Raw genomic sequence first — 12,788 nt, forward strand, 5'->3', positions numbered from 1 at the left:
GTAAAAGCGTCCGCTTACCCGTTTCTTACGTGAAGCGTTTTCTTTCGACGGGGTTTACGCGAAGCATCGTCCATTGCTATGCACCCGATAGGCGATCCATCGTTCGCCCGGGCAGCGTCGTCGCGCTGTCGTCTTTGAGGCTCACGCCCGTCAGCTTGCGCGTGCGCGCTTCGTTCAGCAGCCACGCGAGCTTGAACGCGGCCGCGTCGTAAGCAAGTCCTTCAGGACGCACGTTCGATATGCAGTTGCGCTCCGCATCGCTGCGGCCCTGCACGGGATCGTAAGTCACATACACGCCGAGGCTCGCGGGCGAACTGAGCCCCGGCCTCTCACCGATCAGCACCGCGACGATGCGCGCCCTCAATATCGCGCCGATGCAATCGCCGAGCGCGACGCGCGCCTGAGTCGCGACGACGACCGGACCGATGCGCCATCCGTCGAGCCGCGCGATCGTTCTTTCGATGAGCGGTATCGCGTGCGTCGCCGCTGCTTTCGACGACAGTCCATCGGCGATGACGAACACGACATCCGCGTCCGTCGCGTGGGTCGCGAGACTCGCGGCGCTGTCGTCGCTCAGCATGCGGCCAAGATCCGGACGACGGAGATAAACATCGCGTGCCGATGCGGCGCTGCATACCGAAGCACATGCGAATCGCCTCGAGGCCAGTTCTTCCAGCAACGACGAGACATCGAGCGGCCGATGCACCGCATCGCGCGCCTGCGCATGCGCGAGATTGAACGCGAGCAGCGGCGCGGTCGGCACGCTGTTGCCCGCGCGTCCCAGCGCGATGCGCGCATCGGTGAAACGGCGCAGCGCTTTCCACGGATTCCGGCTGACGCTCATCACGCCCTCATCCAGTCGTTCAGCGCGGGCCACTCGGCGCGCGTCTGAAGCATGCCGCGCGCATTCGTGATCTGAATCGCGCGCAGCCACGCTTCGAACTCCGGCGCGCGTTTCAGACCGAGCACGTCGCGCACATACAGCGCGTCATGAAACGACGTGCTCTGATAGTTCAGCATGACATCGTCTGCGCCGGGCACGCCCATGATGAAGTTCACGTTGGCCGCGCCGAGCAGCGTGAGCAGATTGTCCATGTCGTCCTGATCGGCTTCGGCGTGATTCGTGTAGCAGATGTCGCAACCCATCGGCACGCCGAGCAGCTTCGCGCAGAAATGATCTTCGAGTCCGGCGCGAGTGATCTGCTTGCCGTCGTAGAGGTATTCCGGACCGATGAAGCCGACCACGGTATTCACGAGAAACGGATCGAACTTGCGCGCGACCGCATGGGCGCGCGCTTCGCAAGTCTGCTGATCGACGCCATGATGCGCGTTCGCCGACAACGCGCTGCCCTGTCCCGTCTCGAAGTACATCAGGTTCTCGCCGACCGTCCCGCGCTTCAGCGACAAACCCGCTTCATACGCTTCCTGCAACAACGCGAGCGAGATGCCGAACGACGCATTCGCCTTTTGGGTGCCCGCGATCGACTGGAACACGAGATCGACCTGTGCGCCGTGTTCGATCGCCGCAAGCGTGTTGGTCACGTGTGTCAGCACGCAGGTTTGCGTCGGCACGTCGTAGCGTTCGCGGAACGCATCCATCATCGCGAGCAATTTGCCGATGGCCTGCGGCGAGTCGGATGCGGGATTGATGCCGATCATCGCGTCGCCGCAGCCGTACATGAGGCCATCGATCATCGAAGCGGCGATGCCTTGCACATCGTCGGTCGGATGATTCGGCTGCAGGCGCACCGACATGTGCCCCGGCAATCCCACGGTATTCCTGAAACGCGTGACGACCGGACGTTTCTTCGCCGCGAGAATGAGATCCTGATTGCGCATCAGCTTCGATACGGCCGCGACCATCTCGGGCGTCAATCCTTGCGATACGGCGACGAGCGCGGCGGTATCGGTCGTATCGGCGAGCAGCCATTCGCGGAACTCGCCGACCGTCAGATGCGACACGACGGCGAACGCCTCCCGCGAATGTTCATCGATGATGAGGCGCGTCACTTCATCGTCCTCGTACGGAATCAACGCTTCTTCGATGAACGCGCGCAACGGCACCCTCGACAGCGCCAACTTCGCCGCCGCGCGCTCTTCTTCCGTCGCGGCGGCGATGCCCGCGAGTTCGTCGCCGGAACGTCGCGAACTCGCTTTCGCCAATAGCGTCTTGAGATCGTCGAAACGATACGTCCGAACGCCTACGGTTTCGCTGAAGCTCATACGCCGCTTCCGCCGACCGTCCTCAAACTCTTCCATTGCCCTTGCTCGACCTGAAAGAGCGTGTATGGAGGCTTGATGAGATCGCCATATGGATCGAACGAAATCTTGCCGGTCACGCCAGTGACGTTGACCTTCGCGAGCGCATCCACGATCTTGCCGCGATCGAGCGAGTTCGCATCGTGAATGGCCTTGATCATCGCGAGCGCAGCATCGTAGGCGAATGGCGCATATAGTTCGACATCCTGATTGAAGCGTGCCTTGTAGCGCTTGCCGAACTCCTGCGCGGAAGGCAGCTTGTCGAGCGCGGGACCGGGCTCGAGGTCCTGCGTGCCGTTGCCCGATGTGCCCGCGATCTGCAGGAACGCGTTGCTCTTCAGTGCGCCCGCGCCGAAGAGCTGCGTCGTCATGCCGAGCGAGCGCATCTGCTTGACGAGCATCGCGCCTTGTTCATCGAGTCCGCCGAAGAAGATCAGATCGACGTTCTGGCTCTTCATCGTCGTGAGAATCGCGCGGAAATCGACGGCCTTGTCGTTCGTGTATTCGCGCGCGACGACCTTGCCGTTGGCTTCCTTCACGCCCTTCTCGAAGGCATCGGCGAGACCTTGCCCGAACGCCGTGCGATCGTCGATGATGCCGATGCGCTTCGGCTTCATCTGCTCGACGACGAAGCGCCCCGCCACCACGCCGCCCACGCCATCGTGGCCCATCGTGCGGAACACGTTCTTGAAGCCCTGTTTCGTGAGTTGCGGATTCGTCGAGCCGGGCGTGATCATCGCGACATTCGCCTGGTGATAGACGGTCGATGCCGGAATGCTGCATCCCGAGTTGTAATGCCCGATCACGCCGACGATGCCGCTATCCACCGCTTTCTGCGCGACCTGAATCGCGACGCGCGGATCGGCCTGATCGTCGTACACCTCCAGTTCGAACTTGACGGGCTTGCCGCCGACGATGGGATGCTTCGCGTTCTCTTCGTCGATCGCGAGTTGCGCGCCGTACTGCAAGTCCTTGCCGACGCGCGCAACCGGCCCGGTCAACGGTCCGACGAACGCGATCTTCACGACCTCGGGATCGGCGGCCCACGACATCGGCATGTACGCGGCAAGCACGCCCGCGGTCACGCCCGAAAGAAAGATACGGCGATTCATGTTCATGCTCCTCAGTGAAAACGCGACGCGCGATAACTCGCGAGATCGAGTGGCGGCGAACGTCGCGCGATGAGATCGGCGACGATGCGTCCGCTCACGCCCGCGAGCGTCAAGCCAAGATGCTGATGCCCGAACGCATACACGACGCGCTCGCTCGCCTTCGATGCGCCGATGACCGGCACGCCGTCCGGCAGCGTCGGACGAAAGCCCAGCCATTCGCGATCGGGCGTGCCGAGCGCGGGCAACGCGCGCTTCGACGATACGGTGACGAGATCGAGCAGCGCGCGATTGCGCTCCTCGATGAAACCCGCGAGTTCGACGGTGCCCGCGACGCGAATGCCATCGCTCATCGGCGTCATGTAGAAGCCGCGCTCCGCCCAGCCGCACGGCCGCGATATGAGGTTCGATGCCGACGCATAACGGATGTGGTAGCCGCGCTCGGTATCGAGCGGCACGCGATCGCCACATTGCTGCGCGAATTCGCGCGAACGCGCGCCCGTCGCGACGACGACATGATCGAAGCGGCGCGCATCGCCCTCGACGCGCAACGCGACGTCCTGCACGCCCGGCTCGATCGCGTCGACCTTCTTGCGTTCGAGTTGCGCGCCGCGCGCGGCGAGCCGCTCGTGCAAGGCCTGAAGAAAGCCCGCCGGATCGCTGAAATGCCAGCTATCGCGAAACAGCACGCCGCGCGCGAAAATCGGCGCGAGGTGCGGTTCGAGTTCGCGGATCGCGCCGCTGTCGAGCACATCGAAGCCGACGCCAAGCCTCTCGCGCAATGCCAGCGAATCGCGCGACGCGTCGAACGAAGCCGCGCTCGAATACAGATAAAGGCATTCGCGCGGCTTGACGAAGCGCTTCAAGGCATCGTCGTCGAGCAAGAGTGCATAGCCTTCCTGCGCACGCGACAACAACGCGGCCAGCGCCTGCGCGCTCGCTTCGAAATTCTTTTGTCGCGAGCTCATCAGAAAGCGCGCGAGCCACGGCGCGAGTTGCGGCAGATAACGCCAGCGCAATCTGAACGGACTATCGTTCGAGAAGAGAAAGCGCGGAATATCGCGGAATACGGACGGATTGTTCACCGGCACGCATCCGTATGGCGCGAACGTGCCCGCGTTGCCGAACGACGCGCCCTGCGCCACGCCCGACGGATCGAACAGCGTCACGCTGTGACCGTCGCGCGTAAGCCAGGCCGCGCTCGCCATGCCGATGAACCCCGCGCCGATGATCGCCACGTTCGACATCAGTCCTGCCCCTTCCATGCGAGCCGATTGTCTTGCGACAGGAAGCCCGTCGCCGATTCGCTCTCTTCATGACGATGATGATGCTTCGCGGCGAAGAAGTACGCCGCCGATGCGGCCGCGAGGCTCGCGAGACTCGCCATCAGTTGCGGACGCAGTTCGTGGTCCGCGCCCATGGCCGCAAGCACACCGACGATCGCGATCACGACGGCATACGACAGCCACGGGAAGAGCCACATCTTCAGCGTGAGACGCTCGGGCGCTTCGCGTTGAATGCGTCGGCGAATGCGGATTTGCGCCAGCGCCGTCGCGAGATAGACGAACAGCATCACCGCGCCCGATGCGTTCACGAGAAACAGGAACACGCCCTGCGGCGACACGATCGCGGCGACGATCGCCACATAACCGACGACGCTCGACAGCACCACCGCGAGACGCGGCACCTTGTTCGGCGTGAGCTCGAGCAGCGACTTCGGCGCATCGCCGCGTTCGGCGAGACGGAACAGAATGCGCGACGACACGTACAGGCCCGAGTTCAGCGCGGACAGCACGGCGACGAGCACGATCGCGTTCATGATGTCGGCGGCGTAGGGAATGCGCATCGTCTCCAGCGCGGCGACGAACGGCGAGTGGCCCGTCACGATGCTGCCCCACGGCACGATGCACGCGATCAGGAACAGCGAGCCGACATAGAACGTGATGACGCGCAGGATGACCGAGCGCGTCATCGCGGCGACGCTTTTCGCGGGATCGTCGGATTCGGCCGCGGCGATGGTCGCGATTTCCGCGCCGCCGACCGCGAAGATGACGGTCGGCACGGCGGCGAACACGGACATCGCGCCGAACGGCAGGAAGCCGCGATTGCCGGTGAGATGCGCCACGGCGCTGCCCGCGTGCCCGAAGCCGAGCAGATAGCCCGCGCCGATGGCGAGGAACACGATGATCGCCGCGACTTTGATCGACGCGAACCAGAACTCGAATTCGCCGTACGACTTGACCGAAAGCAGATTGATGACGGTCATCACGGACAGCAGCACGAGGCCGATGACCCAAACCGGCGCGGGTATCCAGCGCTGCAATATCGCCGCGCCGGCGACCGCTTCGACCGCGACGACGATCACCCAGAAATACCAGTACAGCCAGCCGCTCGTGAAGCCGGCCCAGTTGCCGAGGCCGATGCGCGCATATTCGGTGAACGAGCCGACGCCGGGCACGGCGAGCGCCATTTCGCCGAGCATGCGCATGACCATCAGCACCACGATGCCGGCGACGAGATACGACACGCACGCCGCCGGACCGACGGTCGCGAGCGTCGCGCTGCTGCCGACGAACAGCCCCGCGCCGATGATGCCGCCGAGCGCGATCATCGTGACGTGCCGCTGACGCAGCGCGGAGCCTAGCTTCGGTTGCGAGGTTTCAGGCAAGGACATCGGGGAATCTCCTGCGGACAAAGATCGGATGAATCGGGAAGCGCGGGATGAGACACGCACCAGACAAACTCTGATCCTAGAATCACACAATATTTTTTTGTGTGCAATTAAAAGCGCGGTTGTGTGGTGCCGGTATTTTCCCTGAGGGGAGGATGGAGCGGCTCTTGCAGAGGCGTTTCAGTCCTTATACGGACACTGCGTCGGCCATGCGCTGGGTTAGAATCGGCAGACTTCCGCACAAATCGCGGACAAAGCAATGTTTGTATGGAGACACAGATTCATGGCTTCCGACAAGGATCAGGCGCTGAGCGCAAACGGCGAAGCCGACGGCACGACGAGGCGATCGACCTATATCGAGGTGTCGAGCTCCATCGAGAAGGAAATCCGCAGCGGCATGTATCCGCCGGGCAGCCGTCTGCCGCCGCAACGGCAACTGGCGAGCGAACTGGGCATCAACGTGTCGACGGTGTCGCGCGCGTACAAGGAGTTGCAGCTGCGCGGCCTCGTGATCGGCAGCAAGCGGCGCGGCTCGCTCGTCACGGGCGGCGCGATGCCGAGCGTCGAGATGCCGCCTGCGAGCACGGGCAGCTCGGTCATCGATCTGACGGTGAACCGGCCCGCGACCGGGGAATTCCTCGCGTGCCTCGCGCGCACGATGGGCGAACTGCCGCGCGATCCGCGCTTTGCGCAATTGCAGGAATATCAGCCGCCGCAGGGGCCGTCATGGGCGCGCGCGGCCGGTGCGCGCTGGATGAGCGCGCCGGGTTTCGCGCCGACGGCGGATCAGGTCGTCGTGACGAGCGGCGCGCAGCACGGGCTGTATGCGGTCCTCAACAGTCTGATCGGCACGGACGGCGTGATTCTCGCGGATCAACTCACGTATTACGGGCTGAAGGCGCTCGCGCCCGTCTTCCAGTTCGAGATCGTGGGCATTCCGAGCGACCGCGACGGCTTGCTGATCGACGAGGTCGAGCGCGTGTGCAGGCGCGTGCCGGCGAAGGCGATTTTCACGGTGCCGAATCTGCAGAATCCCACGGTCACGACGATGAGCCTGGAACGGCGCATGGCGCTCGTCGATGTCGCGCGGCGGCATGGCGTCGCGATCATCGAGGACGACGTGTACGGGCCGCTCGTCGCGCAGCGTCTGCCGACGCTCGCGAGTCTGTGCCCCGAACTGACGTATCACATCTCGGCGACGTCGAAGATCCTAGCGCCCGGCTTGCGGCTCGGTTATCTGCTAAGCCCGCAGGACAACGCCGCGCTATGTGCGGAGGCCGTGCGTACGACGGCGTGGATGCCCGCGCCGCTGTCGATGCTGATCGCGACCGTCTGGATCGAGGACGGCACCGCGCAGCACATCATGAATGCGCAGCTCGCGGAAATCCGCGCGCGGCATGATCTCGCGCGCGAACTGCTGCCGCAGGAATTCCTGCAATCGGATCCGGCGTGCATGTTCGTGTGGTTGAAGCTGCCGCTGCCGTGGCGCGCGGACGATTTCGCCGCGAATGCGAAGGCGCGCGGCGTCGTGGTGATGCCCTCGTCGGCGTTCGCGGTCGACCGGTCGGAAATCGAGCATGGGGTGCGCGTGAATCTCGCGTGCGCGGAAAGCCGCGATCAGCTCGTCAGCGGATTGCGGATGCTGGCGGGAACGTTGAGAGACCGGCCGCGGGCGCTGTTCGGGCATTTGTGATTCCGACTCGCCGCCGGAAAGCGCACGGCGGCGGCGTCACGGCGCCCAAGTCAGGATATCGACATTTCGGTTCGGCGTTGCATTTATCGTCACGATGAATCCGACGGCTCGCTAAGCCATCCATACCTTCCCCGCCGATTCAGCACGCCAGTTCAGTAATTGCTGCGCATCCCGATCCACACCATTCAGTCAAAATGCCGATAAACGCTATGGCGTTTTCATCCGAGTTCAGCTATTAGTAGACTCGTCACGCACGTCACGCCACTCGGTGGCGAACCAAGAGCATCTCTCTGGCTATAACTCGACCGTCAAAACCGGAGGCAGCTACGCCACATTACAAGCATCAGGCTCGCGCTCGCTGACGTCGCCCTAAGTCCTGTCCCGCGCGATTTCATCGCATGGCGCAGGCGCACCGGAAATGCGCACGCTTTGCGGGCGCATCCGCCTAAACGCACACCGCGAGCATTGTCGTGGCGAGGCGCTCTGTTGGCGCGTTCGCTCATCAACGATCGGCCATCCCAACGGGGGAGGCGCCCATGGCGTTCGTGTCGGAACACGTACTGGACTGCTGCTCGTTCGCTCCACCTTCGCGCTCCATGCGCGCGCTGCGCGTGGGCGCGATCGCCGCGCTCGCGTCGCTCTCGCTCGCGGCGTGCAAGAAGCCGGCGCCGCCAGCGCAGAAGCCCGCCGTCGATGTCACCGCCGTGACTGTCACGGCGCAATCGACGCCCGTCGACTTCGAATTCACCGCGCAGACGCAAAGCTCGCGCGAGGTCGAAATCCGCGCGCGCGTCGACGGCTTCCTCGAAAAGCGCATGTACACCGAAGGCGCGCTCGTCTCGGCCAACCAGGTCATGTTCCTCATGGACAAACGGCCGTTCGAGGCCGCGCTGCAGACGGCCAAAGGCTCGCTCGCGCAACAGCAGGCGCGGCTGCTCGTCACGCAGCAGAATCTCGCGCGCGTGAAACCGCTCGCCGCGATGAACGCATTGAGCAAGAAGGATTTCGATGACGCCATCGGCAACGAAAAGAGCGCCGAGGCCGCCGTCATCGCCGCGAAAGGCGAAGTGCAGACCGCCGAACTGAATCTCAGCTACACGACGATCCGCTCGCCGCTCAAGGGCCTGTCCAGTTTCGCGCGCATCCAGGAAGGCAGTTACGTGACGCCGACGCAGGGCGGCCTGCTCACCTACGTCTACCAGCTCGATCCGATGTGGGTGAACTTCAGCATCTCGGAGAACGAACTGCTGGGCTATCGCGAGCAGATCAAGAAAGGCGAACTGCGCTTTCCGCCCGACAACAAGTTCGATGTGACCGTCATCCAGGCCGACGGCTCCGTCTTTCCGCAAACCGGTCGCATCGACTTCACGAATCCGGCGTTCAGCACGGAGACGGGCACGTTCCTCGTGCGCGCGGTGTTCGCGAATCCGCAAGGCACGTTGCGACCGGGACAGTTCGTCAAGGCGCGCGTGGCGGGCGCGGTGCGACCCAACGCGATTCTCGTGCCGCAACGCGCCGTGCTGCAGGGCGCGAAGAGTCACTTCGTGTGGGTGCTCGACGAACAGTCGAAGCCGCATCAGCGCGTCGTCGAAGTCGGCGAATGGCACGGCGACGACTGGTTCATCACGAACGGCCTGAAGGCGGGCGAACGCGTCATCGTCGATGGCGCGATACGCGTCGGCGCGGATACGCAGGTTCGCGTCGTCGCCGCACCGGCCGCGGGCGGCGCGGCGGCATCGGGCGCGCAGGAGGCGTCGCTCGGAGACGCGAAGAACGCAAGCGGCGGGACCGAAAAGTGAAGTGATTTGATCTGACGACAAGCACGTCGCGCGGAAGAGGCCAATGAACATTTCACATTTCTGCATTGACCGTCCGATTTTCGCGTCGGTCATTTCGATCATCATCACGCTGGGCGGCGCGCTGACCATGCTCGCGCTGCCCACCGCGCAGTATCCAGACATCACGCCGCCGCAGATCACGATCTCCGCGACTTATCCGGGCGCGAGCGCGGATGTGGTCGCGAACAACGTCGCCGCGCCGATCGAGCAGCAGGTCAACGGCGCGGACAACATGATCTACATGAGCTCGTCCAGCTCGTCGACGGGCAATCTCACGATCAACGCGTACTTCCAGATCGGCACGAATCCGGAACTCGCACAGGTCGACGTGCAGAACCGCGTGAACCTCGCGCTGCCGCAACTGCCGCAGTCGGTGACGGCGCAGGGCGTGCAGGTGCAGAAGAAGTCGCAGGCGTTCATGATGGTCATCGCCATCTATTCGCCCGACGAGCGCTATGACGCGACGTATATCGCGAACTACGCGAACGTGTACGTCCTCGACGCGTTGAAGCGCATTCCGGGCGCGAACCAGAGCGCGATCTTCGGCACGCCCGATTACGCGATGCGCATCTGGCTCAAGCCCGACCGCATGGCGCAGCTCGGCATCACCGCCGCCGACGTGCAACGCGCCGTCGCCAATCAGAACCAGCAGTTCGCGGTCGGCCGTCTCGGGCAATCGCCGACTGGCGCGCCCGTCGAACAGTCCTTCGCGGTGACGACGACGGGCCGCCTCACCGAGCCTGCCGAGTTCGAGAACATCATCATCCGCGCGCAATCGGGCGGCGCGGCGATCGTGCGTCTGAAAGACGTGGGACGCGCGGAGCTGGGACAAAAAGACTATTCGATCCGCAGCCGCTTTCAGGGCAAATCGGCGACGGTGCTCGCGGTGTATCAGCAGCCTGGCGCGAACGCGCTCGATGTGTCCAAGCAGGTGCGCGCGTCGCTCGCGGAAATGAAGAAGACGTTCCCGCAGGGCATCGACTACGAAATCGCGATGGACACGACGGAGTTCACGCGCGCGTCCATCTCCGATGTGGTGCATACGTTCTTCGAAGCGGTCGTGCTGGTCGTGATCGTCGTGTTCGTGTTCCTGCAAAGCCTGCGCGCGACGCTCATTCCGGTGCTCGCGGTGCCGGTGTCGATTGTCGGCACGTTCATGGGCATGGAAGCGCTCGGCTTCTCCATCAACATGTTGACGCTGTTCGGCATGGTGCTTGCCATCGGCATTGTCGTGGACGATGCGATCGTCGTGATCGAGAACGTCGAGCGCAACATGACGGTGCACAAGCTCGATCCGAAGACCGCCGCGAAGAAGGCGATGGACGAAGTGGCCGGGCCGGTCGTCGCCATCGTGCTCGTGCTGTGCGCGGTGTTCGTGCCGGTGGCGTTCCTCTCCGGCATCACGGGGCAGATGTACAAGCAGTTCGCCATCACGATCGCGATATCGGTGGTGATATCGGGCCTCGTCGCGCTGACCTTGTCGCCCGCCCTCGCCTCCTTGCTGCTCAAGCCGGGACATCACGAGAAAAAGGGCTTTTTCCGCTGGTTCGACAATCAATTCGCGCGCATGACGCGGGGCTACACGCACCTCGTGCGGCTCGTCATCAAGCGTTTCGCGATCGCGCTGCTGCTCTTTGTCGGCATGATCGCGCTCGCCGTCATGATGATGCGCGACATTCCGACGGCGTTCCTGCCGCCCGAGGATCAGGGCTATCTGCTCGGCGCCGTCATCATGCCCGATGCCGCGTCGCTCGACCGCACCGGCGCCGTGTCCGACCGCGTGACCGAATACTTCATGAAACAGCCGGCGGTCGGCAGCATCACGACGGTCGATGGCTTCTCCATTCTCGACAGCCAGAACAAGAACAATTCGTCGACGTTCTTCGTCGGCTTCAAGAGTTTCGAGGATCGCTATACGTCGGCGAATATCCGCACGCAGAACGCGCGCGCCGTGCTCGTCGATGCTTACAAGCATCTCTCGCAGATTCGGGAGGGCATCGTCGTGCCGCTGAATCCGCCGTCGATTCCGGGCCTCGGCACGACGGGCGGCACCGAAATGTGGATTCAGAGCAAGGGCGACGCGACCATCGCGCAGTTCGCCGGAATCGTCGACGATTTCGTCGCGAAGGCGAAAGCGCGGCCGGAACTGACGGGCGTGACGAGCACGTTCAACGCGTCGTCGCAGCAACTGCTCGCCAACGTCGACCGCGACAAGGCCGAAACGCTCGGCGTGCCCGTCGAGGACGTCTACAGCGCGATGCAGACGATGTTCGGCTCGCTGTACGTGTCGCAGTTCAATCGATCGAGCCGCCTGTGGCAGGTGATTCTCCAAGCGGAGCCGCAGTATCGGCTGAAGCCCGACGATCTCACGCAGATTTTCGTGAAGAGCAAGAGCGGCGAGATGGTGCCGCTCAAGTCCGTGGTCAATACGAAGTACGTGACCGGTCCCGATCTCATCACGCGCTTCAACAACTTCCCCGCGGTGAAGATCACGGCGAACGCCGCGCCGGGCTACGCGTCGGGGCAAGTGATCGCGGCGCTGGAAGACATCGCGAAGGACTTGCCGAGCGATTACGGCATCGGCTGGAGCGGCGAGGCTTACGAGGCGAAACAGTCGGGCAGTTCGTCGGCGCTCGTGTTCATATTCGGCCTCATCATGGTCTTCCTGATTCTCGCCGCGCAGTACGAAAAGTGGAGCCTGCCGTTCGGCGTGCTGATGGCGGTGCCGTTCGCGATCTTCGGCGCGCTGCTCGCGATCCTCTTGCGCGGCCTGAACAACGACGTGTACTTCCAGATCGGTTTGACGATGCTCGTCGCACTCGCCGCGAAGAACGCGATTCTCATCTTCGAGTTCGCCGTGCTGAATCGCGAGGCGGGCGCGTCGGTCTACGACGCCGCGATGACCGCCGCCGAAGAGCGCCTGCGCCCGATCGTGATGACTTCGCTCGCGTTCATTCTCGGCTGCGTGCCGCTCGCGATCGCGACGGGCGCATCGGCGAACAGCCGGCACTCGATCGGTACGGGCGTGATCGGCGGGATGCTCGGCGCGACGGTCATCGCCGTGTTCTTCATCCCGATGTTCTTCTGGGGACTCGAAACGATGTCCTCCCGCTCGAAGAAGAAGAAAGGCGCCGAAGCGAGCGCGCCGGATGCCAAGCAGACGCACGGCGGAAGCGGCCCGAACGCGTCGCCGTCCGCTCCGGACAAGGGAGACTGAC

At 63.8% G+C, this 12,788-nt stretch carries 8 protein-coding genes; 3 read left to right on the plus strand and 5 right to left on the minus strand.

What is annotated here, in order from left to right; genetic code table 11:
- Positions 1 to 76 precede the first annotated feature (76 nt).
- From eutC to BG60_RS20365, 5 genes are read right to left on the minus strand one after another with little or no spacing between them, the layout of a single operon-like run.
- Positions 77 to 844, minus strand: coding sequence for an ethanolamine ammonia-lyase subunit EutC (gene eutC, locus BG60_RS20345; protein WP_008348463.1), 768 nt, complete (start codon positions 842 to 844; stop codon positions 77 to 79).
- A complete protein-coding gene (locus tag BG60_RS20350) occupies positions 844 to 2,223 on the minus strand; it encodes an ethanolamine ammonia-lyase subunit EutB (RefSeq protein WP_008348465.1) in 1,380 nt (459 codons plus the stop codon). The genes eutC and BG60_RS20350 overlap by 1 nt, the downstream gene beginning before the upstream one ends.
- Complete coding sequence (locus BG60_RS20355; RefSeq protein WP_008348467.1) at positions 2,220 to 3,371, minus strand: branched-chain amino acid ABC transporter substrate-binding protein; 1,152 nt, start codon at positions 3,369 to 3,371, stop codon at positions 2,220 to 2,222. The genes BG60_RS20350 and BG60_RS20355 overlap by 4 nt, the downstream gene beginning before the upstream one ends.
- An 11-nt stretch (positions 3,372 to 3,382) precedes the next feature.
- The gene (locus tag BG60_RS20360) at positions 3,383 to 4,615 is read right to left on the minus strand and encodes an NAD(P)/FAD-dependent oxidoreductase (protein ID WP_008348469.1); all 1,233 of its coding nucleotides are present in this window, start codon (positions 4,613 to 4,615) and stop codon (positions 3,383 to 3,385) included.
- Positions 4,615 to 6,042 carry an amino acid permease gene (locus tag BG60_RS20365; protein ID WP_008348471.1) on the minus strand — a complete coding sequence of 476 codons (1,428 nt, stop codon included), beginning with the start codon at positions 6,040 to 6,042 and terminating at the stop codon, positions 4,615 to 4,617. Before BG60_RS20365 ends, BG60_RS20360 begins: the two co-directional genes overlap by 1 nt.
- A 280-nt stretch (positions 6,043 to 6,322) precedes the next feature.
- Here BG60_RS20365 and BG60_RS20370 point away from each other — a divergent pair, with 280 nt between their 5' ends.
- The 3 genes from BG60_RS20370 (at position 6,323) to BG60_RS20380 (ending at position 12,787) form a co-directional block, all read left to right on the plus strand.
- On the plus strand, positions 6,323 to 7,732 hold the full coding sequence (locus BG60_RS20370) for an aminotransferase-like domain-containing protein (protein WP_008348472.1): 1,410 nt from the start codon (positions 6,323 to 6,325) through the stop codon (positions 7,730 to 7,732).
- Between the two features lie 536 nt (positions 7,733 to 8,268).
- Positions 8,269 to 9,531: an efflux RND transporter periplasmic adaptor subunit gene (locus tag BG60_RS20375; RefSeq protein ID WP_034472572.1), complete on the plus strand. Its 1,263-nt coding sequence runs from the start codon at positions 8,269 to 8,271 to the stop codon at positions 9,529 to 9,531.
- Between the two features lie 43 nt (positions 9,532 to 9,574).
- Positions 9,575 to 12,787, plus strand: coding sequence for an efflux RND transporter permease subunit (locus tag BG60_RS20380; RefSeq protein WP_008348476.1), 3,213 nt, complete (start codon positions 9,575 to 9,577; stop codon positions 12,785 to 12,787).
- Position 12,788 lies beyond the last annotated feature (1 nt).

Source organism: Caballeronia zhejiangensis (assembly GCF_000698575.1).
Classification (GTDB): Bacteria; Pseudomonadota; Gammaproteobacteria; order Burkholderiales; family Burkholderiaceae; genus Caballeronia; species Caballeronia zhejiangensis.

What these genes read in the sequence shown, in the direction of transcription:
- BG60_RS20365 (WP_008348471.1), bottom strand. Translation starts at nt 6,042, where the DNA reads ATGTCCTTGCCTGAAACCTCGCAACCGAAGCTAGGCTCCGCGCTGCGT.
- eutC (WP_008348463.1), bottom strand. Translation starts at nt 844, where the DNA reads ATGAGCGTCAGCCGGAATCCGTGGAAAGCGCTGCGCCGTTTCACCGAT.
- BG60_RS20370 (WP_008348472.1), top strand. Translation starts at nt 6,323, where the DNA reads ATGGCTTCCGACAAGGATCAGGCGCTGAGCGCAAACGGCGAAGCCGAC.
- BG60_RS20355 (WP_008348467.1), bottom strand. Translation starts at nt 3,371, where the DNA reads ATGAATCGCCGTATCTTTCTTTCGGGCGTGACCGCGGGCGTGCTTGCC.
- BG60_RS20360 (WP_008348469.1), bottom strand. Translation starts at nt 4,615, where the DNA reads ATGTCGAACGTGGCGATCATCGGCGCGGGGTTCATCGGCATGGCGAGC.
- BG60_RS20375 (WP_034472572.1), top strand. Translation starts at nt 8,269, where the DNA reads ATGGCGTTCGTGTCGGAACACGTACTGGACTGCTGCTCGTTCGCTCCA.
- BG60_RS20380 (WP_008348476.1), top strand. Translation starts at nt 9,575, where the DNA reads ATGAACATTTCACATTTCTGCATTGACCGTCCGATTTTCGCGTCGGTC.
- BG60_RS20350 (WP_008348465.1), bottom strand. Translation starts at nt 2,223, where the DNA reads ATGAGCTTCAGCGAAACCGTAGGCGTTCGGACGTATCGTTTCGACGAT.